This window comes from Pseudomonas sp. CFBP 8758, from assembly GCF_014841725.1.
In the GTDB taxonomy this organism is placed as follows: domain Bacteria; phylum Pseudomonadota; class Gammaproteobacteria; order Pseudomonadales; family Pseudomonadaceae; genus Aquipseudomonas; species Aquipseudomonas baltica.
Window position 1 is genome coordinate 1 of sequence record NZ_JACYUK010000005.1, and the last position, 24,985, is coordinate 24,985.

Sequence of the window (24,985 nt, forward strand, 5' to 3'; positions counted from 1 at the left end):
GCGGGAGCCACGGGCGTTTCCGACAGCGTGCTGATCTCGGTGCAGGATGCCGCGAGCCAGACCTGGCCGGCGCCCGAGGTGCATGACGCTTCTGGCGGCCCCGTCACTGTCTGGAATCCGGTCGCAGACGGGCAAGGCAATATCGCCAACTTCGTGCTGCGCGACAGTCGGTTGCGGATCGGCGACACCGTGGCTCCCTTCTGGCGTCTGCCAGGCGATGTGGATCAACTCCTTGCCTGGATCCCAGTCAGTGCTGCAGGCGAAGCGCAGGCGAGTGTGCCCCCTGCCGTGCTGGCGGCCTCGCGGGGCAGGACGGTAACAGTGTTCTATGCGGTGATGCAGGGCGGTGTGGTCACCCCTCTGTCCGCGGTATTGACCCTGCGTGTCGCGGACTTTGCCGCAGGCGATCTGCCTGCGCCCGTTGTGGCAGAAGCTAGCGGAACACCCGCCGTGCTGGATTTGAACATCACCGCAGGCAACGCCACGGTGATTGTGGCGCCCTGGCCGCTGATTGCAGCGGGGCAAACGTTCTGGTTGTTGGCCAAAGGCATTCGCGACGATGGCAGCATCTACACCGAGCGCTTGTCGACACCTTATGCGGTACAACCGGCCGAGGTAGCAACGGGTATCCGCCGAGTGCTGGAACGCCCTCAACTGCTGAGGCTGGAAAACGCTTCGACGCTGCGTCTTGAACTGAAAGTTGATCTGACTGGGGGCGCTGTCGAGGCGTCCGCTACCTTATTTCCTGAAGGAGAGGTTGTCATGGCTACTGTGAATCTGGATTTGATTGCGCCAACGGTGGTGGGAGCGGTGAATGGAATATTGGATCCAGACACCATTCCGGGGAATGGGGTGGTGGTGCAAGTTCCGGTTTTTGGAGGACGGGCAGTGAGTCAGTGGGTGTCTGTAGTGTTCAATGGGCAGGGTGGATCCAAGGAAGTTACAGATAGGCAGCAGGTGACGGATGCTAGTGACGTTATGGAGTTTGTAGTTAGTAAGGCTGAGGTCTTGAAAAGTATCAATCAGGCGGTAACCTTTGAGTACAAGGTTGCACTGACGGATGGAGGCCTTTATACAACGTCCGATCCGGTCTCCTTGGAGGTTGGAGAGGGCTATCCAACACAACCGGGTGTTATTGATTTCGAAGATTTGCCGTTAGGTGATTTGGCAGGTGTTACTGACTTAGGTCCTTGCACTATAACAGCGGGCCGCATTTCTAATACTTACCCAGGAGCTCCGCACATTACGGGTAAACATTTTGAAAAACCAGAAAGAGGGGATTTCACAATTATTAGGATGCATATTCCAACGACGAGGCTGAAGTTTGGATTTAGCACTCCAGGCACGGTATACTTGTCTGTAGGCTATGAAGATGGACGTTATCTACAGTTTCCTATTACCGGCAACAGCTGGAGAGAATTTGCACAAGCAAACATAAGCAACAGAATTAAAGACATTAGTTTCGAGGCCCCTGGCGTACTCTTTAGGCTGGACAATATCACTGTGGGCTAGCTAGGCTATGTTGAGGCGGCTAGCATATGGTGATTCATCCAAACCCATGGTCCTGCGAGAAAAGTGAAGTACGCCTTACACGCACAGAGATGTACTTCCAAGATAGCTGTAAACTCCACTACGGTATTTGCAACGTGTTAAAACGTGAACTTCATTGCTAACGCGTACTACTTAGTACACGGATATTGGCCTTGGATGGCGAAATGAATAGGTTGACCAGGTAGCTTGCGAATCAGCGGCCAGGCGTGGTTATCCAGCTATGTCGGGCGCGCACACGCCGCATTCTGCGTGCAGGCGGTATTTTGTCCGCAGCAGGCTTGATGGCGGCCGATGCCAGGGGTGCTTTCGAGCACGCCGGGTGCCTGACATCCCGGTTGACCAACCTGCGTACTGTCCGCCACCCACTCGTTTGGTCACGAATGTGGCGGACTCCACTCATGTCAGGAGCTCCACCATGGTCAAGCCGACCCCCGATCCCCCCATCGTTCCACTCCCGCCCGATCAGCCTTCGTTTCATTACCCAGGCATCTCCGAACATGTCGATGGCCACACCGTGGCTACTCGTCGCAACGCACAGATGCCAGCGCCGCCGAAGCCTTGCTGTTGGCAGTCCGAGCGACGGGACTGAAGGTTGTAACGCGTAAGCGGGACGGCCGCTCGTGCTTCCCATTGATGTTGAAAGGGAAATTGACCATGGTGGAAATCATTCAAACCTGCAGTGTGCCGGTAGGGGCGTGTGGGTCGGATAAACCGGCGTTGTTCAGCGTGAATGCTGGTATTGCGCTGGAGGAGGCACTGGCGCAACTGGGAGTGTTGCTGGAATGCGCGCAACTGACGGCGAATGAGTTGTGGGATGCGCCGGATCGGAGTTTGCTGGGCGTGACGTTGCATTGCATCGAGCATGCGCAGGCGGTGGTGGCTTCGTTGCGGGTACCGCAGGATTGATTCAAGGTTCTGTGGGAGATTTGTCTGGGGTGTGTGGGGTCAGGGCTGGCCTCCTCGTGGGCAGAGCCCGATCCCACAAAGGGCGCGCGGGGGCTGGTGGGTGGTGGCGCGGTAGCGCCGCGGCCGCTACTTTTGCCCCGGTGTTGGGTGGTGGCGTATTACGCTATAATCCTCGCCTTTCGCCGCCCACCATGCCCGATCACCGCGCCCGACGATCCGAGCGAGCCAGGGTTCAACCACAACTTCGTCGTGCGAAAACGCAGCATGGTGTGCCTGAAGATACCTTCGATGTCAAAGCTGAGCAGCGTGGTCGGCGAGGCCTAGCTTAAGCAGCTGCGCGAGCAAGACTGCCTACAGGGTTGGCACCGAGAGCAAGGCTTGAACCGACGCGGCGGGCTGTCTGACGCGAGCAGCGCAGCGATGCTCGCGTCTTCCCGTGCCCCAGTTCTCCTGCTCGGCAGCGAGCACTGCATTGATCATGGCCTTGGCCGTGAGCAAGCCTTCGGGGTGACGCTGGTACAACGCTACGCCGATGTTGATTGCCAGCCGTTCGGCGGGCGTGTGCCAGTGGCGCAAGGTGCGCTGTTGCAAAGGCGTCTGCGCGTCGATGCCGTCGATCAGTACGCCTGGGCGAAAGCCTGCAGCCATGCCCAGGTATCCGTAGTGAATACCGCCCCAGAGACCGACGTGATACAGATATTGCCCTTGCTTGTGCCAGGAGGAACTCTGCAGTTGCGCGACTTTGGCGCGGTAGTTCCACTCGCGGTTTTCGTCCATCTGCTCGACCCACAGGGCCACTGCTTCGTCCTTGCAGGCCCTGGCCACCTGCTGTGGATTGCGCACCCACCAACGTGCGTGCCACGGCAGCGCTTGGTAGGTGCGCATGGCGCTGGTTGCATCGTAGCGGTTGAATTGCTTGATCTTGCTCACGACGGCGTGGCGGACGTTGCGATTGATCTCGCCGGCCATGTAGGTGGTGATCGACAGCAGCTGGTCCGGATGGCCACAATTCTGCACGGCGCTGGGCCGCGGCATTATGGTATGTCGCGCTTTGACCTTTTTCGATGACTCGTACTGGGTACTGAACGACGACGGGATCAGCAGGGCGTTGCAGGCACAGCTGCTGGTGCTGTCGAGGCTGCCGGCAACGCGTCGACCGTTGCTCTTGAGCTGCTCGACGCCGCCGACGATGTGGAACTCGCCGGTGCTTTTTCCGCAGGACACGCGATCGCCTTCGCGCGAACGCGGAACGCCGAGCAGGGTGACGCCCCGCTCGCCACCAAGGACCGTGCCGCCACACGATGTCTTGTCGCCCAACCGGATGAAGTAGCCCAGTTTCATGTCCAAACCCCCTGCTCTGCCGCTGGCCCACGCAGGGCCGCCAAGCGACAGGAGTTTCCGGGAGTTGTGGAAGTACGTCTGTAGGACCCATCCGACGCAGATGCAGGAAGAGTCCTGAATTCCGTGCGCGACGTACGTTGCGGCTACATTTCTCGGGGCAAACGCTGATCCAGCAGCACACGCAGGGCACTGCCGTCCGGCCAGTTGCGCAGCAACCGTTCACGGTCACGCTGGTGGGCAGGGGCGAAGCTGCTGTCGCTGGCGTGTTGCTGCATGGCGTCGAGGTCGATCAGGGCCCAGCGGCCGTCGTTCCAGAACAGGTTGTGGCCCTTGAGGTCGCCGTGGCTGATGCGTTCGCGGATCAGGTCGGTGAACAGCTGGTCCAGGGCCTGGAGCTGAACCTCGGGAACGTCACCCGTGTCGACATGGGCGGCGAAGGCTTCGATCAGGTCCGGGCCGCCCAGGTGTTCAGTCACCAGGTAGGCTTCGCGACGCAGCCACAGCACGCGCTTTTCCAGCACACCGAGCGGCTTGGGGGTAGCGATGCCGAGGAACAGCAGGCGATTGCCCTCGACCCACGAATGCCAGGCGCGGCTCGGGCGCCAGAAGCGCTTGCCCCAGTGCAGCAGGTTCTTGATGTTGTAGCGTTTGATCAGCAGGTCGCGGCCTTGGCTGTGCACGCGGCCGACCGTGGCGGCGCCACCGGTCTTGTAGACATGGCCTTGTTCGAGCAGGGCGTCGGCCTGCTCCAGCACGGGCAGGATGGCCGCTTCTTCTTCTCGGCGTACGGCGCGCAGGCCAGACGCGCTGTCCTGCACACTGAACAGGCTGCATTCGCGGCCCACTTTGCTCAGATAGTCCTTCAGGCGCCAGGCGCGGACCTTGTCGATCTGCTTTTGCAGGGCTTCCATGGGCAGGCCGTGCTCGCCATTGGCCAGCAGGTAATACACCAGCAGCTCTTCGGTGAAGGGCTCGAGGTGCTTGGGCAATTGGGCGAAGAAAACGCCAAGGTTTTCCAGGACCTTTTGCCGCGACAGGGGCTTGCCGGCCTCTTCGGCCTGGATGCCGGCGCCGTCGATGAGGAACACCTGACCGTTGTGGCGCAGCAGGTTGTCCAGGTGCAGGTCTTGCTGCCACAGGCCCTTGCCGTGCATCTGGCCGATAACGCCGAGCGCGTCACCAAGCACGGCGGTCTGTTCGTCGGCCAGGGGCGGCAGGGTTTCCACACGGGTCCAGTCGTCGGCCAGGCTCTGGGCGTTTTCCAGGTACTCGAACAGCAGCCAGCCGCCCTCGCCTTCCTGCAGGCCGTCGGCGAGCAGTTGCGGGGTGGTGAGGTGTTGTTCGGCCAGCAGGCGCACGCCTTCCAGTTCGCGCTGGAAATGCCGGGCAGCCTTGCTGCCGACCAGCAGTTTGGCGAGCACCGTGCGGCCGCGCCAGATACCGGCACCGACGCAACGCTGGCCGGGCAGCACGCGCAACAGGGTCAGCAGTTGCAGCTCGGCGGGGCCGGCGGCGTCAGCCAGGGTGATGCTCAGGGGCAACGCGGGAGTGCGGCCGGCTTGGGTCAGTTCAGACAGGCGCATCAGCGGCCTTCCTTGTGGTTGCGACGGCGGCTCAAACGTTGAAGCCAGGCATCGACCAGAGGGCTGGTTTCGGGCTGGGCCAAGTACGCGGCGAGCAAAACGCGAATGTCGGCGGCCTGCCAGCGCGGTGCCCGGCGCAGCAACGGTTCGAGGTCCTTGGCGCGGTCGCGCTGGCCGAACAGCAGCGGGCGAGTCTTTTCCAGGTCAATCAATTGCGCCTGGTAGCCGCTGGCCGTGGCGCGCAAAAAAATGTGCTTGGGGTAGAAGCAGCCGTGCACCTGCCCCGCCGAATGCAGGATGCGCCCCAGCTCGCCGCACGACACCAGCACTGCGCGGCGCTCTTCGGGGGCCAGGGTCGGCCACTGCTGCAGCACCGCTTCGAGGTCGGACCAGCCGTCCAGAGCGCGGGTCATGAGCATGGCACGGGTTTCACCCTGAACCTGGCGCTGACCGTAGAACACCGCCTGCAACGCCGGGATGCCCTGCTTGCGATAGCGGCTGATGTTGCGAAACTCGCGGGCGAAGGTTGGCTCGCCGAAGGGCCGGGCCAGGGTACGGGTCAAATAGTTGCTCTGCCGCTTGAGGTAGAAACCACGGCCTTCCAGGTCCAGCCGATACACGCTGCTCCAGCCGCCACGGCCGGTGTTGGGTTCGTCCACGGCGTCCAGTTGCAGGTTCCACAGTGCATCGAATGTGGCCAGCCCGTGGCGCTCGAGCAAGGCTCGCTCCTCGCTGGCGATGAAGTCGCTCATTCGCGGCCCTCGAAGAATTTGACGATTTTGCGCACGCGCAGCTTGTCCGAGGCATTGAGCTTTTCGCGGCGGCGGTACTGCAGGTAGAAGCGCAGGCGCTGGGTGTTGGACAGTTCGCTCTTGCCCAGTTTGTCCAGGCAGGCGAGGTCCTTGATGATGCGATAGCGCAACATGAAGCTGCGCCAGAACGCACCATTGGGACAGTCGATGAAGTACAGCACGTCCTTGTCGTCCACCAGCAGGTTGCGCCACTTCAGATCGTTGTGGGTGAAGTGGTTGTCATGCAGCGTGCGCGTGTGCTGTGCCAGCTGCCGGCTGATGTGGTCGACCCAGGCCCGGTTGCGCAACCGCGGATCGTCGCTCAGCGCCAGTTGGTGCAGGTCTTGGGTGTTGGGCAGTTCGCGGGTGATCAGCGCTCCGCGGTCATAGCTGGCACCGTTGCGTTCCAGGCCCCAGGCCACCACTTCGGCAGTGGGAATGCCCCACTTGGCGAAGCGCTTGAGGTTCTGCCATTCGGCCCTCACCCTTGGCTTGCCCAGGTGTGCGCGCAGGCCCTTGCCGGCACCCACGTAGCGTTTGACGTAATAGTTGACCCCACTGCGCTGCACGCGAATCACCTCGGACAACGGGTCGCGGGTCAGGCGCTCGCCGGTGAGGGCGAACACGCTGTCCAGGCTGCCGAAGTCGGCCTGCAGGTGCTCGTAGCCCGCTTCCAGGTTCCAACCCGCCATCAGAGAGCATCCCCGTAGCGCAATTTGCGGTCGTACAATTTGTTCGCCTTGCCGTCGAGCCAGCCGAGTAGTACGGCTTCTTCCTTGAGCACGCGGCGCAGGGGCCATTGAAAATAGTCACGCAGGAAGCGCAGCTTGTCGCGGCGCGTCAGGCCAATGTCCAGCGCCGAAAAATACAGCGCGGCGAGGTCCTTGTCGCGCCAGCGGCGAGTGATGCGCGGACGGACCTGGGCACGGTGCAGATCGATCACCGAGAGCTTGAAATCGTCGGCCTTGACCGGCTTGTCGGTGTGCAGCAGAAAGTGGCAGATGTAGCAGTCGCGGTGGTTCACGCCGGCGCGGTGCATCATGCCGACCATGCGCGCCACTTCGGCGATCAGTGCGCGCTTGAGCGCCGGTTGCGGCGGCTGCTTGGCCCAGTTCAGGCTCAGCACTTCCAGGTCGATGGTAGGCGCCAGCTCTTCGGTGATGATGAACGAATGCTGATCGGCCGGGTTGCTGCCGCGCTCGCCGTAGGCCACTGCCGTCATGCTCGGCACGCCGGCCTCGCGCAGGCGCTGGATGGCCTTCCACTCCTGGCCGGCGCCAAGCACCGGAAGCTTGGCGGTAAGCAGGTTCTTGGTGATTTCCGCCCAGCCGACGCCACGGTGGATCTTGACGAAATAGCCCTTGCCATCGACTTCGGTGCGCAGCGTACGGCGCGCCTCGAGCTCGCGGAACACTTCACCTTGCAGCGCTTCGACGGCCACGAACGGATCGCGCCCGGCCCACAGCGTCTTGAACGGCTCGTCGAGCACCAGCTTCATGGTCGCGCCTCCAGGATAACGTCGGCGGCATGCTCGGGCATGCTGTAGATGTCGGCGCTGTCGGCGAAGGCCAGGCCATTGGCCGACCAGGCCGCGCGGGCGCTGTCGTCCTCGAGCATGCGCTGCAGGTAGCGGTTGAGCTCTTCCTGCTCGAAGGGCTCGCTGAGCACCAGCCCGGCGTCGGCCTCGGCGATGTAATGGGCATAGCCACACACCGCCGACACCAGCACCGGCAGGCCGGCCACGGCGGCTTCGAGCAGCACGGTGCCGGTGTTCTCGTTGTAGGCAGGGTGAATCAGCACGTCGGCGCCGAGCAGGAAGCGCGGAATGTCACTGCGGCCCTTGAGGAACTGCACCCGGTCGCCCAGGCCGAGCGCTGCGCCCTGCATCTGGAACAGCTTGGGGTCGTCCTGGCCAATGACCATCAGCCGCACGCGCTTGCGCAGCGCTGCCGGCAAGGCCGCCATGGCCTTGAGGCTGCGGTCCACGCCCTTGGTCTTGAAGCCGGAGCCGATCTGCACCAACAGCAGCTCGTCGTCCTCGAGCATGAATTCGCCACGGAATTCGGCGCGGATCAGCGCCGCGTCCGGCGGCGCGCGACGGTCGTGGGCGATGCCCGGCGGCAGCAGGTGAAAGCGTGCCAGCGGGGTGTCGTAATGCTTGATGAACAGCGGTTGCTGGACCTCGGAAATCATCAGGATTTCAGTTTTCGCATCGCGCCCGAACACCGCGCGCTCGTAGTCGGCGAAATGCTTGTAGCGCCCCCAGTAGCGGTACAGCGAATGGCGCAGGTTCTGTGCTTTGTCTTCGTAGCAGCCGTCGGCCGCGTAGTAGACGTCCAGGCCGGGCATCTTGTTGAAGCCGATCAGGCGATCGACCGGGCGCCTGGCCAGGTCGGCCTGCATCCAGCTCAGCAGCTTCTCGTTGCGCCGATGGTTGAAGAACGCCTTGACCGGCGCGACGTGCACCTCGAAACCTTCGGGCACCTCGCCTTCCCAGATCAGCGTGTAGACGCGGATGCCGTGGCCACGGCGCTGGCACTCCAGGGCAATGCGCATGAAATCGCGCTGCAAGCCACCAAAGGGAAAATACTTGTAGAGCACGAATGCCAGTTGCATCAGCGAAGATCCTCGGCCAGTAACACGGTGCTCAGTCGGCTTGCCACGCGCTCGGGGTCGAGCCGGGTGAAACACAGCGGCCACTCGCGTTTGAGATCGAACCGACGCTGGTCATCCGGCGTCGGCTGGTAGGTACAGGTTTTCTGCATGCACGGCGCGCAGGGTGGGAAATCGCTGGCCAGGTGGATCTGGCCACGACCGTAGGCGCCGGTCAGGCCAACGTTGGTCGGGCCGAACAGGGAGATGGTCGGCACGTCGAGGGCGGCGGCCAGGTGGCCAAGGCCAGTGTCGACCGCCACGCAGGCGCGGGCTTCGGCCAAGGTCTGCGCCATCCCGGCCAGGTTCAACCGAGGCAGCACCACACAGTTCTTCAGGCCTGCGGCAATGCGTTGCGCGCGTTCGCGTTCGCTGTCGCTGCCCCATGGCAATCGCACCTGGATGTGGGCATGTCCCAAGCGTTCGGCCAGCTCGCGCCAGTAGGCTTCCGGCCAGTGCTTGGTGTCCCAGGTGGTGCCGTGCAGAAACACCACGAACGCCGGGCCGGGAATCAGGTCGCGCCACTGCAGGCGATTGAGGCCGTAGTCGCCGGTGCCTTTGGGCAGGTCATAGCCCAGTGCCAGGGCGAACAGCTGGCGCACGCGTTCGACCGCGTGCTGGCCGCGCGCGACGGCCAAACGCCGATGATAGAAACGACTGGCCAGGCCTTCGCGGGCCGAACCCTTGTCGAGCCCGGCCACCGGGGCCTTGACCAGACGCGTCAGCCAGGCGCTCTTGAGCAGCCCCTGGGCGTCGATCACCAAGTCATAGCGGTTGGCGCGCAGACGCTGGCGCAGTAGCTTGAATTCGCCGCTCTTGTAGGCCTGCCAAAGGTTCTTGCGCCAGCGGCGGATGGCCACTGGAATGACCGTGTCCACGGCCGGATGCCATTTCGGGATTTCGGCGAAGCCCTCCTCCACCACCCAGTCGAAACGGATGCCCGGCAAGGCGCGGGCCGCGTCGGTCAGCGCTGGAAGGGTATGAATGACGTCGCCCATGGACGAGGTCTTGATCAGCAGTACCCGCAATTCATTCCGCCTTGACTGTCAGTTCGACCGTGGCCGGCCCTTCTACCTGCTGCAACGCCTCGGCAACCCGCTGGGGTTCCAGCAGGCGCAGGCAATTGTAGTGGCCGAAGCGGCAGGTGCGGTCGAAGCACGGGCTGCAATCCAGACCCAGGCGCACCACCTCGACCTTTTCTGCCAGGGGGGGTGTGAAACCTGGCGAGGTCGAGCCGTACACCGCCACCAGCGGCCGGTTGAGCGCGGCGGCCACGTGCATCAGGCCTGAATCGTTGGACACCACGGCGTCGGCGCACGACATCAGGTCGATGGCTTCGGCCAGCGCGGTTTCACCGGACAGGTTGTAGGCTTCCTCGCGCAGGCCGGGAATCAGCCGCTCGCGGATCGCCTCGCCCACCGGGAAGTCTTTCTTGGAGCCGAACAGCCAGACCTGCCAGCCTTCACGGATCTTGATTTCGGCCACTTCGGCATAGTGCTCGGACGGCCAGCGCTTGGCTTCGCCGAACTCGGCGCCGGGGCACAGGGCGAGCACCGGGCGATCCAGGGCCAGGCCGAACTTGACCAGGGCAGCGTCGCGGCTGGCCGGGTCGATACGCAGTTCGGGGCGCGGATACGGCTGCGGCAACAGGGCGCCGGGCTCGAAGGCCAGGGCCATGAAGCGCTCGATCATCAACGGGTAGCGTTGCTTGTCCAGGGTGCGCACGTCGTTGAGCAGGCCGTAGCGAAACTCGCCGCGCCAGCCGGTGCGCTTGGGGATGCCGGCGAAGAACGGCACCAGCGCCGATTTCAACGAGTTGGGCAGCAGGATGGCCTGGTCGTAATGACCCTTGAGGCTTTTACCGATGCGCCGGCGCGTGGCCAGTTCGAGCGCGCCGTGGCCGAGCGGAAAGCTCAAGGCCGCACGCACTTCGGGCATGCGCTCCAGGATCGGGCGGCTCCATTCAGGCGCCAGCACGTCGATCAGGCAGTCGGGGTGCCGTTGCTTGAGGCTCTGGAACAGGGTCTGTGCCATTACCATGTCACCGACCCAGCTGGGCCCAATGATCAGAATTCTCATAGTTTTCCAGAACAGTCAGTCGGGTGGTGCGGTGGTGCCAGGGATTTCGGTGCCAGCCTGTTCGCGGCCACGGACCGCTCCTACAGGGATCGGGGTCACCCGTAGGAGCGGTCAGCGGCCGCGAACCAGACGCCGCGCAGTGCCTGAAAAACCGCGGAGCCCTGTTCGCGGCCACTGACCGCTCCTACGGGGCAAATAGGTGGGTACCGCCTTCAACTCAACCCCAGCTCACCCCAGATCCGCATCACCTCGCGCCGTTCATCGATGAACTGGTTGCCCGGGATCACCCCGGCCTGCTTCTGCAGGGCCTGACGATGAGCGGCCGAGCGGTAGGCCTTGTAGGCTTCGCGCAGCAACCCCGCATCGGCGGCGGGCAACAATCCGGCCTCTTCCAGGCCTTCGAGAATGCGAATGTTGTCGGTGTATCGCAGCAGGTCCGGGTGCTTGCCCGACCACGCCAGAGCCGCGTATTGCACCATAAATTCGATATCGACGATACCACCGGCGTCTTGCTTGACGTCAAAGCGCTGGCCAGCTTCGAAGGCATTGGCGCCGCGCCCTGCTGCCGTCTGCCGCGTCCCCAGGTTGTCGCGCATCTTCGCGCGCATCTCGCTGACCTCGGCACGCAGCGTATCCAGGTCGCGCGGTTTGGCCAGCACGGCGCCACGTACCTGCTCGAACTCGGCGCCCGTCTGGCGGCAGCCTACCAGCACCCGGGCGCGCACCAGCGCCTGGTGCTCCCAGGTCCAGGCCTCGGTCTGCTGGTAGCGCGAGAACGCCGCCACCGAGCTGACCAGCAGCCCCGCCGCACCGGAGGGACGCAGGCGCATGTCGACGTCGTACAGCTGGCCGGAGTTGGTCTGCGCAGTCAGCAGGTGAATGATGCGCTGGCCCAGGCGAGTGAAGAACTGGGCGCTGTCGATCGGCTTGGCGCCGTCGGTTTCCAGGCTCGGGTCGCCATCGTGGATGAACACCAGGTCCAGGTCCGAGCCATGGCCCAGCTCGATGCCGCCGACCTTGCCATAACCGACGATGACGAAGGCCGGATCACAGTCACTGCCGTCGGCCCGCTTGGGCACGCCATGGCGCGCCACGGTCTGGTGCCAGGCCAGGGCTAGCACCTGCGCAAGAATCGCTTCGGCCAGCCAGGTCAGGTAATCGCTGACCTTCATCAGCGGCAAGGCGCCGGCGATTTCCGAAGCGGCCACGCGCAGGTTGTGCGCCAGCTTGAAATGCCGCAGCGCTTCCATCTGCTGCTCCAGGTCGTCCTCGGGGATGCGCGTGAGCCGTTCGCGCAACTCGGCGGCCAGCTCCGGTGCCAACGGCGGGTTGAACAGCCGTGCTTCGTTGAGCAGTTCGTCGAGCAGCAACGGGAAACGCGCAATCTGTTCGGCGATCCATGGGCTGGCGGCGCACAGGGTCAGCAGGCGACGCAAGGCATCGGGGTTCTCCGTCAGCAGTACCAGGTACGCCGAGCGCCGCGCCACGGCTTCCACCAGCGGCAGCACCCGTTCCAGAATCAGGTCCGGGTCGGCGTGCTCCACCGCCTGAGCCAGCAGGCGCGGAATGAAGGCGTCCAGGCGCTCGCGGCTCAGGCGCTGCATCGCCCGAAGTTGCGGGCTGCTGCGCAGGTCTTCAAGACGCTTGAGCGCCTGGCGTGCGTCGCTGAAACCGGCTTCCTGCAACTGCCGGCAGGCCGCATCGGCGTCGTGGGTTTCCTCCCACAGCGGCAGCCACTCGCCGCCGATCACCATTGCCTCGCTGTTCTCGGCGTCTTCGTCCGGGTCGGCGATCACCTGCGCGAAGTGCCAGGCGGTGCGGCCGCGCCAGTGCATCAGGCGCGCGTGAAAAGCCGGCCATTCGGCGAAGCCCATCATGAAGGCGATGCGCGCACGGTCCCGCTCATCGTCGGGCAGCATCTGTGTCTGCCGATCGGCGATGGCCTGGATGGCGTGCTCGGTGTAGCGCAGGAATTCATAGCCCTCGCGCAACTCGTCCACTACCGCAGCAGGCAGATAGCCCTGCCCCTCCAGGGTTGCCAGCACCTTGAGCAAGGGTCGCTGCTGCAGGCTCAGGTCTCGCCCGCCGTGGATCAACTGGAACGCCTGGGCGATGAATTCGACTTCACGGATACCGCCCGAGCCCAGCTTGATGTTGTCGGCCATGCCCTTGCGCCGCACTTCCTGCTGGATCAGTTGCTTCATGGTGCGCAACGCGTCGATGGCGGAGAAATCCAGGTAGCGGCGATAGACGAACGGTCGCAGCATATCGAGCAGTTGCGCACCGGCCTGCTGGTCGCCGGCCACCACCCGCGCCTTGATCATGGCGTAGCGTTCCCAGTCGCGGCCCTGGTCCTGATAGTACTGCTCCAGCGCGTTGAAGCTGAGCACCAGGGCACCGGACGAGCCGTAGGGGCGCAGGCGCATGTCGACGCGGAAGACGAAACCGTCGACGGTGATCGGGTCCAGGGCCTTGATCAGGCGCTGGCCGAGGCGGATGAAAAACTCCTGGTTATCGAGGGGGCGTTTCACCCCTTGGGTTTCGCCGACTTCGGGGTAACCGAAGATCAGGTCGATGTCGGACGACAGGTTCAGCTCCACTGCCCCCAGCTTGCCCATGCCCAGCACGACCATGTGCTGCTGCTCGCCGCTGCGCCGGCCCATGGGCGTACCGAACTGCTGGCATTGGCGCGGGTACAGCCACTGATAGGCTTGGTCGATGCAGGCGTCGGCCATGTCCGACAGGTCGCGGCAGGTCTGCACCAGGTCGGCGAGGCGGTTGAGGTCGCGCCAGATGATGCGCACCTGCTGCCGCGCGCGCTGGCGGCGCAGGATGCGGGCAAGGTCGTCTTCGCTCTCGGCCTGGGCCACGGCGAGGGCGATCTGCTCGCGCAGTTCACCGGGCCTGAAGGGACGGTCGAGTTCGCCGCTGGCGATGAGGCCGAGCAGCATGGCGGGGTTCTGGATGGCCTGCTGCAGGACGAAGTCGCTGGCGGTGGTGACGCGGTCCCATTGTTGCCAGCGCTCGGTGGGCCAGTTGAAGGGGGTGGTGACTGGGGGGGGCTCTTCGCGGGCAGAGCCCGCTCCCACAGTGTGCGTGGTGCTGCTGAGATCGGCGAACAGGCCCTCAGCCCCCGCCACAGCCGCCTGGAACGACTCGCGATTGCGTGACACCAAAGGCGTGAGAACAGCCGGAATTTCGACCAGCAAAGGCAGGTTCATGGTCTATCCTTGTGCAGCGTGAAGAGCCTGGTAAAGGTCTGTATAGACAGGTTCATCTGTCCCTGATCTGTCGAACAAAGGTGATAAATAGCTGAATTTCTTCAGAACTTGGCAGAAGTCACTCACGCATAGCCCCGAGATGAATACATTCGATCACAGGTAACGATCCAACCCACAACCGGACAGGGGGCCAAAAGCCTGTATCCTGTGTCTACCCGGCTGCCCACCGCCCGCAGGGGAATGAAAAGGGCAGGGATTTGTAGTAAAACTACAGCTCGCCGGAAAAGCTGCCGGTAATCCAAGAATTCAATATCGTCTGCCCACAAGGCCAGTCGCAAACTCAGGCTTCGATTCTGGAAGCCTTTCCGCCCTGGAGCAAGCCATGCAAGACCTCGATCCCGTCGAAACCCAGGAATGGCTGGATGCCCTGGAGTCGGTCCTCGACAAAGAAGGCGAAGACCGCGCTCACTACCTGATGACCCGCATGGGCGAGTTGGCCACCCGCAGTGGTTCACAACTCCCCTACGCCATCACCACGCCGTACCGCAACACCATCCCCGTCACCCACGAAGCACGCATGCCTGGCGACCTGTTCATGGAACGCCGCATTCGCTCGTTGGTGCGTTGGAACGCATTGGCGATGGTGGTGCGCACCAACCTGCGCGACCCGGATCTGGGCGGCCACATTTCCAGCTTCGCCTCCAGCGCGACCCTGTACGACATCGGCTTCAACTACTTCTTCCAGGCCCCGACCGACGAACACGGTGGCGACCTCATCTACTTCCAGGGCCACGCTTCGCCTGGCGTCTACGCACGCGCCTTCATGGAAGGCCGCATCAGCGAAGACCAGATGAACAACTTCCGCCAGGAAGTGGACGGCAAGGGCCTGTCTTCGTATCCGCACCCTTGGCTGATGCCTGATTTCTGGCAGTTCCCGACCGTTTCCATGGGTCTGGGCCCGATCCAGGCGATCTACCAGGCGCGCTTCATGAAGTACATGGAAGCCCGCGGCTACATTCCTGCCGGCAAGCAGAAGATCTGGTGCTTCATGGGCGACGGCGAGTGCGACGAGCCGGAATCCCTGGGCGCGATCTCCTTGGCAGGCCGCGAGAAGCTGGACAACCTGATCTTCGTCATCAACTGCAACCTGCAGCGCCTCGACGGCCCGGTTCGCGGCAACGCCAAGATCATCCAGGAACTGGAAGGCGTGTTCCGTGGCGGTGGCTGGAACGTCAACAAGGTCGTGTGGGGCCGTTTCTGGGACCCACTGCTGGCCAAGGACGTCGACGGCATCCTCCAGCGTCGCATGGACGAAGTCATCGACGGCGAGTACCAGAACTACAAGGCCAAGGACGGTGCGTTCGTCCGTGAGCACTTCTTCAACTCGCCGGAACTCAAGGCCATGGTCGCCGACCTGTCCGACGACGAGATCTGGAAGCTCAACCGTGGTGGCCACGACCCGTACAAGGTCTATGCAGCCTACCATCAGGCGGTGAACCACAAGGATCAGCCAACCGTCATCCTGGCCAAGACCATCAAGGGTTACGGCACCGGTGCAGGCGAAGCCAAGAACACCGCGCACAACACCAAGAAGGTCGACGTCGACAGCCTGCGCAAATTCCGCGACCGCTTCGACGTCCCCATCAAGGACGACGAGCTGGAAAGCATGCCGTTCTACAAGCCCGAAGAAGGCAGTGCCGAAGCCCGCTACCTGAGCGAGCGCCGCGCCGCCCTGGGCGGTTTCGTGCCGCAGCGCCGGGCCAAGAGCTTCAGCATTCCGACGCCACCCCTGGAAACCCTCAAGGCGATCCTGGACGGTTCGGGCGACCGTGAAATTTCCACCACCATGGCATTCGTGCGGATTCTGTCGCAGCTGGTCAAGGACAAGGAAATCGGCCAGCGCATCGTTCCGATCATCCCGGACGAGGCCCGTACCTTCGGTATGGAAGGCATGTTCCGCCAGCTGGGCATCTACTCCTCCGTCGGTCAGCTCTACGATCCGGTCGACAAGGACCAGGTGATGTTCTACCGCGAGGACAAGAAGGGCCAGATCCTCGAGGAAGGCATCAACGAAGCCGGCGCCATGTCGTCGTTCATCGCCGCCGGTACGTCGTACAGCAACCACAACCAGCCGATGCTGCCGTTCTACATCTTCTATTCGATGTTCGGTTTCCAGCGTATCGGCGACCTGGCCTGGGCCGCTGGCGACAGCCGCACCCGTGGTTTCCTGATCGGCGGCACCGCCGGCCGTACCACCTTGAACGGCGAAGGCCTGCAGCACGAAGACGGCCATAGCCATCTGCTTGCCGCGACCATCCCCAACTGCCGCACCTATGACCCCACCTACGGCTACGAGCTGGCGGTGATCATCCAGGACGGCATGAAGAAGATGACCGAAGAGCAACAGGACATCTTCTACTACATCACCGTGATGAACGAAGCCTACACCCAGCCTGCCATTCCGGCCGGCGCCGAGGAAGGCATCATCAAGGGCATGTACCTGCTCGAGGAAGACACCAAGGAAGCGGCGCACCACGTCCAGTTGCTGGGCTCGGGCACCATCCTGCGTGAAGTCCGCGAAGCGGCGAAGATCCTGCGCGAAGAGTTCAACGTCGGCGCCGACGTGTGGAGCGTCACCAGCTTCAACGAACTGCGCCGCGACGGCCTGGCCGTCGAGCGTTCGAACCGCCTGCACCCCGGGCAGAAGCCGCAGACCACCTACGTCGAAGAGTGCCTGAGCGGCCGCAAGGGTCCGGTCATTGCCTCTACCGACTACATGAAGCTGTTCGCCGAGCAGATTCGTCAGTGGGTTCCTTCCAAGGAATTCAAAGTCCTGGGTACCGATGGCTTCGGTCGCAGCGACAGCCGCAAGAAGCTGCGTCACTTCTTCGAAGTGGATCGCAACTTCGTCGTGCTGGCTGCTCTGGAAGCCTTGGCAGATCGCGGCGATATCGAAGCGAAGGTGGTGGCCGAGGCCATCGTCAAGTTCGGTATCGACCCTGACAAACGCAACCCACTGGACTGCTGAGGAGATTTTTTGTGAGCGAACTCATTCGCGTACCTGACATCGGCAGCGGTGAAGGTGAAGTCATTGAATTGCTGGTCAAGGTCGGCGACCGCATCGAGGCGGAGCAGAGCCTGCTGACCCTCGAATCGGACAAGGCCAGCATGGAAGTACCGGCGCCCAAGGCGGGCGTCGTGAAAAGCATCAAGGTCAAGCTGGGCGACCGCCTGAAAGAAGGCGACGAACTGCTGGAGCTGGAAGTCGAGGGTGCTGAAGAAGCACCCCAGGCTTCCGAGCCTGCGGCTGCACCAAAGCTGGAAGAGAAAGCCGAGGCCGCGCCTGCCGCTGCTCCCGCTGCCGCGGCTTCGAGCCAGGACATCCACGTGCCGGACATCGGCTCGTCGGGCAAGGCGCAGATCATCGAGATTTCGGTGAAGGTGGGTGACACCGTCACCGCCGATCAGTCGCTGATCACCCTGGAGTCGGACAAGGCCAGCATGGAAATTCCATCGCCGGCTGCTGGCGTGGTGGAAAGCATCAGCGTCAAGCTGAACGACGAAGTCGGTACCGGTGACCTGATCCTCAAGCTTGCGGTCGAAGGCGCAGCCCCTGCTGCTGCCCCAGCGGCCGCCGCTCCGGCACCTGCCGCAGCGGCGCCTGCAGCGGCTGAAAAGCCGGCCGCAGCGCCTGCTGGCGAGAGCGTGCAGGACATCCACGTGCCCGACATCGGTTCGGCCGGCAAGGCCAAGATCATCGAAGTACTGGTCAAGGCCGGCGACACGGTCGAAGCCGACCAGTCGCTGATCACCCTGGAATCGGACAAGGCCAGCATGGAGATTCCTTCTCCGGCTGCCGGCGTGGTTGAAAGCGTCAGTGTCAAGCTGGAAGACGAAGTGGGTACCGGCGACCTGATTCTCAAGCTGAAAGTGGCCGGTGCTGCCCCCGCAGCGCCTGCCCAGGCAGCTGCACCGGCTGCCGCTGCGGCTGAGTCCAAGCCTGCAGCTGCCCCGGCGGCTGCCGAGAAGCCTGCTGCCGCACCCGCAGCACCTGCCGCAGCGGCCGGTGCCAAGGTGCATGCCGGCCCGGCCGTTCGCCAACTGGCGCGCGAGTTCGGTGTCGAGCTGAACGCGGTGAGCCCGACCGGCCCGCACGGTCGTATCCTCAAGGAAGACGTGCAGGTCTACGTCAAGGCGATGATGCACAAGGCCAAGGAGGCACCGGCCGCTGCTGCCGGCGCCACCGGTGGTGCTGGCATTCCGCCGATCCCGGTGGTCGACTTCAGCCGCTTCGGCGAAACCGAAGAAGTGCCGATGACCCGCCTGATGCAGGCCGGTGCTACCAACCTGCATCGCAGCTGGCTGAACGTGCCCCACGTGACCCAGTTCGATCAGGCCGATATCACCGAGCTGGAAGCGTTCCGTGTGGCGCAGAAAGCCGTGGCGGAAAAGGCCGGCGTCAAGCTGACCGTACTGCCGCTGCTGCTCAAGGCCTGTGCGCACCTGCTCAAGGAGCTGCCGGACTTCAACGCTTCACTGGCGCCCAGTGGCAAGGCGATCATCCGCAAGAAATACGTCAACGTCGGTTTCGCGGTCGATACGCCGGACGGCCTGTTGGTGCCGGTGATCAAGAACGTCGATCAGAAGAGCCTGCTGCAACTGGCTGCCGAAGCCGCCGCCCTGGCCGAAAAAGCCCGGACCAAGAAGCTCTCGGCAGACGACATGCAGGGTGCCTGCTTCACCATCTCCAGCCTCGGGCACATTGGCGGCACCGGCTTCACGCCGATCGTCAACGCGCCGGAAGTGGCGATCCTGGGTGTCTCCAAGGCTACCATCCAGCCGGTCTGGGATGGCAAGGCGTTCCAACCCAAGCTGATGCTGCCGCTGTCGCTGTCCTACGATCACCGTGTGATCAACGGCGCAGCCGCTGCGCGCTTCACCAAACGTCTGGGCGAGTTGCTGACCGATATCCGCACCATGCTGCTGTAACGCTGGCCGGATGAAAAAAACCCACCATTACCGGTGGGTTTTTTTTGCCCTGGATTCGACCGCGAAGTACGGGAACGGTGTGCAGCGCAGAGCGTAAATGCCCTCATGTAACCCGTATTTTCGGATCCAATTGCAGAATTTTGTGCGCCTGCCGACAACATGGAAGCACCGAGCCACTGTACCGCTTGTAAGCCCGAGCGCCATGATGCAACCTTGCCTGACGCGCCCGCCTGTAGGGACCCTAGCCTGTAAGGATGGTTGTCCCTGCGCGACCAGTACCCTTGAAGCGAGTTTTCAATGAAAAGCCAGCCCGATGCCGCCAACCGCATGGTGGCCGAGGTAGTGACGCAGCTGCCGGTGCCCTCGCGCCTGGGAATGCTGCGTTTCGAACGGCTGAACGAGGCCAGCTGGGCACTGCTTTATCTGGATCCGGCCTGCGAACGAACCTTCGGTCTTCCCGCTGCGCAGCTGTGCTCGCTGACCGGCTCGCCCTACGCCAGCCTGATGGAGCCGGAGGCGCGGCACCGTCTGCACGATGCCATCCAGGCGCAGTTGGTCGACAGCGCCCATTACACCGTGCGGTATACCCTGCACAGCAACCACGGCAGCCTGCACCTGATGGAGCTGGGCGAAGCCTTTCGCCAACGCAATCGGCAGCTGTTGCGGGGCTACCTGATGGTGGTCGACGCGGCCGTCGGCGACGTAGTCGACGACACGCTGAAACCCGCCAGCGTGAGCAGCCCGCTGCAGATGGCGCTGGAACTGAACCAGCGCGCGCAACAGGAACAACTGCAGCACATGGAGCGCGCCAGCGCCCAGCAGGCATTGATCCTGAGCCTGGCACAACAACGCTACGGGCCTCACAAGCCGTTGCTCGAGGCGGCCGAACTGATCACGCGCAATGCCTGCGATATCTATGCCGTGGACTGTGCCAGCCTGTGGACACTGCAAGGCCAGCAGCTGCTGCCCATTACCGCCTATTACGGTGATCGGCAGGTGCATGGCTGTCTGCAGCCTGTAGACCTGGGGGAATTCCCCGATTACCTGGCGGCCCTGCACGCCAGCCGCGCCATCGACGCCAGCGACGTGGCCAGCGATCCGCGCACGCGCCAGCTTGCCCGGCAACTGGCAATGCGCGATGTCAGCTCGGTGCTCGATGCCAGCATCCGTATCGACGGCCAGGTGGTCGGCGTGCTGTGCCTGGAGCAGAGTGGCGGTGGGCGGGTCTGGCGTGCGGACGAGATCGCCTTCGCCGGCGAGCTCGCCGACCAGTTCGCCCAGGTGATCAACAACCACGACCGTCGTGCGGCCACCAGCGCCTTGAATCTGTTCCAGCGCGCGGTCGAACAAAGCGCCAATGCCTTTCTGCTGGTCAACTGCGATGGCGTGGTCGAGTACGTCAACCCCAGCTTCACCGCGATTACCCAGTACAGCACCGAGGAAGTCCACGGCAAGCGCCTAGCGGATCTGCCAGCCCTGGAAAACCTCAGCGAGCTGTTGTTCGACGCGCCTTCGAGCCTGGCCAACGGCAACAGCTGGCAAGGCGAATTCAAGAGCCGCCGCAAGAACCTGGAACCCTACTGGGGCCAGCTGTCGATCTCCAAGGTGTACGGCGACGACCGTGAGCTGACCCATTACATCGGCATCTACGAAGACATCACCCAAAGCAAGTTGGCCCAGCAGCGCATCGAGCGCCTGGCCTACACCGACAATCTGACCAACCTGGGCAACCGCCCGGCGTTCATCCGCTGCCTGGATGAAAGCTTCGCCCACGACAGCGACCGGCCGATCAGCATGATGCTGGTGGACATCGACAACTTCAAACGGATCAACGACAGCCTTGGCCACCAGACCGGCGACAAGCTGCTGGTGAGCCTGTCGCGCCGGCTGCGCAACAGCCTGAGTCCGGCCGGCAGCCTGGCACGTTTTGCCAGCAACGAATTCGCCGTGCTGCTGCACGACACTGATCTGGAAGCCGGCCAGCGCATTGCCCAGGAGGTGCTGCTGACGCTGGACAAGCCGATGTTCGTGGATAACCAGCTGATCAACGTCACCGGCTCCGTGGGCCTGGCGTGTGCGCCGCTGCACGGGCGCGACCCGCAGACCTTGATGAAGAACGCAGGCCTTGCGCTGCACAAGGCCAAGGCCAATGGCAAGCATCAGGTGCAGGTGTTCACCGAGGCGTTGAACGCCGAGGCCAGCTACAAGCTGTTCGTGGAAAACAACCTGCGGCGCGCACTGACCCAGAACGAACTGGATGTGTTCTACCAGCCCAAGCTGTGCCTGCGCACCGGCCGCCTGCTGGGCATGGAAGCGCTGCTGCGCTGGAACCATCCGGAAAAAGGCATGATTCGCCCCGATCAGTTCATCAGCGTGGCCGAAGAGACGGGGTTGATCATCCCCATCGGCAAGTGGATCGCGCGTCAGGCCTGCCGCATGAGCAAAGCCCTCACAGCGGCCGGGCTGGGCCGCCTGCAGGTGGCGATCAACCTGTCGCCCAAGCAGTTTTCCGACCCCGACCTGGTTGCGTCCATCGCCAGCATTCTGCAGGAAGAGGCCCTGGACGCCTCGTTGCTGGAGCTGGAGCTGACCGAGGGCCTGTTGCTGGAAGCCACCGTGGACACCCATCAGCAACTCGAACAGCTCAAGCAGTTGGGCATGACCCTGGCCATGGATGACTTCGGCACGGGGTATTCTTCGCTCAGTTACCTGAAGAAATTCCCCATCGACGTGATCAAGATCGATCGCAGCTTCATCCACGAGATCCCGGACAACCAGGACGACATGGAAATTACCTCGGCAGTGATCGCCATGGCGCACAACCTCAAGCTCAAGGTCGTGGCCGAGGGTATCGAAACCGCTGCACAACTGGCCTTCCTGCGGCGTCAACGCTGCGACGTCGGCCAGGGTTATCTGTTCGACCAGCCGATTCCCGGCGCCGAACTGATCGAACGGCTCAAACGCTATCCACGCGGGCCGAAGGCCTGACGTTGCGCTGTGCCGAGGCGTAGCACCGGCAGTACGTGGCCAACGACCCGCCAGGGGATCGCGGGCCGGGCGGCACAGGGGCGCGCCTCACGCCTTGAGGGTCACTCGGCGATCAGCCAGTCCATCTTCCAGCCGCCCTGGCTCTGGCCGAGCAGATTCGCCAACCAGGGCATCAGCTCGCGCAATTCTTCTTCCAGGCCCCACGGCGGGTTGGCAATGACCAGTCCCGAACCGTTCAGGCTCTGCGGTGTGTCCAGCGGGTGCACCAGCAACTCCACGCGCAGCAGCTTCGGCGCGCCGGTGCTGGTGAGGTCCTGGTAGAAACGCTTGAGCGCACGCTCGTCGTCCTTGATCGGGTACCAGATGGCCGCCACGGTCTGGCGCATGCGGCCAATGGTTTCCTTCAGGGCAGTGGCGCAGCGCTTGAGCTCGTCGAGTTGCTCGAACGGCGGATCGATCAGCATCACCGCGCGTTTCTCGGCCACCGGCAGCAGGGCCCGCGGCACGTGCCAGCCCTCGCCCAGGTGCACGGCCACACGCGGGTCCTTCTTCATGTTTTCTTTGAGCAACTGGCCGTCTTCGGGGTGTTTCTCGTTGAGCAGCACGCGGTCCTGCTGGCGCATCAACCGGCGTGCCAGCTCGGGCGAGCCGGGGTAGTAACGCAGCTCGCCTTCGGTATTGAGACGGTTGATGACCTTGACGTAGTCGTCGGTCAGCGCCGGGCGGTCGGTGGCCTGCCACAGGCGGGCGATGCCTTCGAGCCATTCACCGGTGCGCGTGGCCTGGTCGCCGCGCAGGTCGTAGAGCCCCAGCCCGGCATGGGTGTCGAGGTAGGCGAAGGGTTGTTCCTTGCGCGACATCAGCGCAACCAGCCGGGTGAGGACGATATGTTTGAACACGTCGGCGTGATTGCCGGCGTGGAAGGCATGACGATAGTTCATGGGGACTCCTGCAGATGCGCAGGAGTCTAGCATTTCAGATGGGGTTTTTCAGGGGAGCTGGCAGCCCCCACTGCATCACTTGCCTTGGTGGAACGCCGCCTCGGCGCGCTCGAAGCGGCTGACCATGGCCGGTGACGGCCCGCGGCCCAGCTTGCTGACGATCAGGATAGCCAGGCTGGCGAACACGAAGCCTGGGATGATCTCGTACAGCCCCAGCAACTCGAAGTGTTTCCACACGATCACCGTCGCTGCACCCACCAGAATGCCCGCCAGCGCACCGTTGCGGGTCATGCCTTTCCAGACCACCGAGATCAGCACCACCGGTCCGAACGCCGCGCCGAAACCTGCCCAGGCGTAGCTGACCAGGCCCAGTACGCGGTTGTCGGGATTGGACGCCAGCCAGATGGCAACCAACGCCACCAGCAGCACCATCATGCGGCCCACCCAGACCAGTTCGCGCTGCGAGGCGCCCTTGCGCAGGAACGCCTTGTAGAAGTCTTCGGTCAGGGCGCTGGAGCACACCAGCAACTGGCAGCTGAGGGTGCTCATCACCGCAGCCAGAATGGCCGACAGCAGCACCCCGGCAATCCACGGATTGAAGAGGATCTTGGCCAGCTCGATGAACACCCGCTCGTGGTTCTCGGTGACCGGACCGGCCAGCTCGGGGTGCGCCGAGAAGTAGGCGATACCGAAGAAACCCACGGCCACGGTGCCACCCAGGCAAAGGATCATCCAGGTCATGGAAATGCGCCGCGCCTTGGCAATGGAGCGCACCGAATCGGCGGCCATGAAGCGGGCAAGAATATGCGGCTGGCCGAAATAGCCCAGCCCCCAGCCCAGCAGCGAGATGATGCCGATGAAGGTGGTACCGCGCAGCATGTCGAAATTGGCCGGGTTCTGCGCTTCGATGGCCAGAAAGGCCGTGTCGACGCCGCCAGTGGCCAGCACCACGACGATCGGCGTGAGGATCAACGCGAAGATCATCAGGGTGGCTTGCACCGTGTCCGTCCAGCTTACCGCCAGGAACCCGCCAACAAAGGTGTAGGCGATGGTCGCTGCAGCGCCGGCCCACAAGGCGGACTCGTAGGACATGCCGAAGGTGCTTTCGAACAATCGCGCGCCGGCGACGATGCCTGAGGCGCAGTAAATGGTGAAGAACACCAGGATCACTACCGCCGAGATGATCCGCAACAGGCCGCTGGTGTCTTCGAAGCGCCCGGCGAAATAGTCCGGCAGGGTCAGGGCGTCACCGTTGTGCTCGGTCTGCACGCGCAGCCGGCCTGCGACGAACAGCCAGTTCAGGTAGGCGCCGATGATCAGTCCGACGGCGATCCAACCCTCCGACAGACCGGACATGTAGATCGCGCCCGGCAGGCCCATGAGCAACCAGCCGCTCATGTCCGAGGCGCCGGCGGACAGGGCCGTGACCACGCTGCCAAGGCTGCGACCGCCGAGAATGTAGTCGGAAAGATTGTTGGTGGAACGGTAGGCGAACAGGCCGATCAGGACCATGGCAGCGATGTAGATCACGAAGGTGATCAGAGTGGGGTTGCTGACACTCATGGGTGTCTCCTTGTGTTGTTTTTATGAGCCTGCGAGCGCGCTTCGGCGCTTCATGTACAGGTCGGCAGATTGCAGGATGTCCGGGTTGACCCAACGGCGCCGAACTTTAGGCCGGCATTGGAGACGGGCGCAACCCCTTTTGGCAAGCAAGTTGCACCTCCGGAAACATCTGGATAAACACGGTGTATCTGCTTCCTTTCGGAGCATTCGCCTGTCATTCGCTACACAGCCGCACCTGCGTTGTGCAGATTCAACCCATGCAAAAAGATTTTCCGTCGAGCGGTGCAACTTTCGTCGATATACAGGTTGCACCTGGTTGCACCCCGCAAAGCGCACGGCTAATCTTGCCGCCGGCTTTATTGCCACGCACCGTGGCCCTG

General features: G+C 63.2%; 15 protein-coding genes and 1 pseudogene. 5 read left to right on the forward strand and 11 right to left on the reverse strand.

Annotated elements, in window-relative coordinates:
- A pseudogene (locus IFT75_RS11900) lies at positions 1-1,512 on the forward strand (hypothetical protein); the annotation flags it as partial.
- 693 nt (positions 1,513-2,205) lie between these two features.
- Entirely contained in the window at positions 2,206-2,457 is a 252-nt protein-coding gene (locus IFT75_RS11905) for a DUF3077 domain-containing protein (RefSeq protein WP_192054949.1), read from the forward strand.
- Positions 2,458-2,808: 351 nt separating this feature from the next.
- On the opposite strand, the gene IFT75_RS11910 is transcribed toward IFT75_RS11905, so the two are convergent.
- The 9 genes from IFT75_RS11910 to glnE form a co-directional block, all read right to left on the reverse strand.
- A complete protein-coding gene (locus IFT75_RS11910; RefSeq protein WP_192054950.1) occupies positions 2,809-3,798 on the reverse strand; it encodes a PAAR domain-containing protein in 990 nt (329 codons plus the stop codon).
- Positions 3,799-3,941: 143 nt separating this feature from the next.
- The gene (locus IFT75_RS11915) at positions 3,942-5,381 is read right to left on the reverse strand and encodes a lipopolysaccharide kinase InaA family protein (RefSeq protein ID WP_192054952.1); all 1,440 of its coding nucleotides are present in this window, start codon (positions 5,379-5,381) and stop codon (positions 3,942-3,944) included.
- A complete protein-coding gene (locus tag IFT75_RS11920; RefSeq protein ID WP_192054954.1) occupies positions 5,381-6,133 on the reverse strand; it encodes a lipopolysaccharide kinase InaA family protein in 753 nt (250 codons plus the stop codon). Before IFT75_RS11920 ends, IFT75_RS11915 begins: the two co-directional genes overlap by 1 nt.
- Positions 6,130-6,864 carry a lipopolysaccharide kinase InaA family protein gene (locus tag IFT75_RS11925; protein WP_185794789.1) on the reverse strand — a complete coding sequence of 245 codons (735 nt, stop codon included), beginning with the start codon at positions 6,862-6,864 and terminating at the stop codon, positions 6,130-6,132. The genes IFT75_RS11920 and IFT75_RS11925 overlap by 4 nt, the downstream gene beginning before the upstream one ends.
- A complete protein-coding gene (gene rfaP, locus IFT75_RS11930; RefSeq protein ID WP_192054955.1) occupies positions 6,864-7,670 on the reverse strand; it encodes a lipopolysaccharide core heptose(I) kinase RfaP in 807 nt (268 codons plus the stop codon). Before rfaP ends, IFT75_RS11925 begins: the two co-directional genes overlap by 1 nt.
- Positions 7,667-8,788, reverse strand: a complete 1,122-nt coding sequence (locus tag IFT75_RS11935; protein WP_192054957.1) for a glycosyltransferase family 4 protein — start codon at positions 8,786-8,788, stop codon at positions 7,667-7,669. The genes rfaP and IFT75_RS11935 overlap by 4 nt, the downstream gene beginning before the upstream one ends.
- Positions 8,788-9,852 carry a lipopolysaccharide heptosyltransferase I gene (waaC, locus tag IFT75_RS11940; protein WP_192054959.1) on the reverse strand — a complete coding sequence of 355 codons (1,065 nt, stop codon included), beginning with the start codon at positions 9,850-9,852 and terminating at the stop codon, positions 8,788-8,790. The genes IFT75_RS11935 and waaC overlap by 1 nt, the downstream gene beginning before the upstream one ends.
- A 1-nt stretch (position 9,853) precedes the next feature.
- A complete protein-coding gene (gene waaF, locus IFT75_RS11945) occupies positions 9,854-10,903 on the reverse strand; it encodes a lipopolysaccharide heptosyltransferase II (protein WP_192054961.1) in 1,050 nt (349 codons plus the stop codon).
- 212 nt (positions 10,904-11,115) lie between these two features.
- Positions 11,116-14,124 (reverse strand): bifunctional [glutamate--ammonia ligase]-adenylyl-L-tyrosine phosphorylase/[glutamate--ammonia-ligase] adenylyltransferase, encoded by a 3,009-nt coding sequence (gene glnE, locus IFT75_RS11950; RefSeq protein WP_192054963.1) that lies wholly within the window; start codon positions 14,122-14,124, stop codon positions 11,116-11,118.
- Positions 14,125-14,506: 382 nt separating this feature from the next.
- Between glnE and aceE the strand changes: the two genes are divergently transcribed.
- The 3 genes from aceE (at position 14,507) to IFT75_RS11965 (ending at position 22,101) form a co-directional block, all read left to right on the forward strand.
- Positions 14,507-17,152: a pyruvate dehydrogenase (acetyl-transferring), homodimeric type gene (gene aceE / locus IFT75_RS11955; RefSeq protein ID WP_122479762.1), complete on the forward strand. Its 2,646-nt coding sequence runs from the start codon at positions 14,507-14,509 to the stop codon at positions 17,150-17,152.
- An 11-nt stretch (positions 17,153-17,163) separates the two neighbouring features.
- Complete coding sequence (gene aceF, locus IFT75_RS11960) at positions 17,164-19,113, forward strand: dihydrolipoyllysine-residue acetyltransferase (RefSeq protein ID WP_192054965.1); 1,950 nt, start codon at positions 17,164-17,166, stop codon at positions 19,111-19,113.
- Positions 19,114-19,410: 297 nt separating this feature from the next.
- Positions 19,411-22,101: a sensor domain-containing phosphodiesterase gene (locus IFT75_RS11965; RefSeq protein ID WP_192054967.1), complete on the forward strand. Its 2,691-nt coding sequence runs from the start codon at positions 19,411-19,413 to the stop codon at positions 22,099-22,101.
- 101 nt (positions 22,102-22,202) lie between these two features.
- On the opposite strand, the gene IFT75_RS11970 is transcribed toward IFT75_RS11965, so the two are convergent.
- Positions 22,203-23,042, reverse strand: a complete 840-nt coding sequence (locus IFT75_RS11970) for a 23S rRNA (adenine(2030)-N(6))-methyltransferase RlmJ (RefSeq protein ID WP_122479765.1) — start codon at positions 23,040-23,042, stop codon at positions 22,203-22,205.
- A 75-nt stretch (positions 23,043-23,117) separates the two neighbouring features.
- Entirely contained in the window at positions 23,118-24,605 is a 1,488-nt protein-coding gene (gene putP / locus IFT75_RS11975; protein ID WP_122479766.1) for a sodium/proline symporter PutP, read from the reverse strand.
- Between the last annotated feature and the right edge of the window lie 380 nt (positions 24,606-24,985).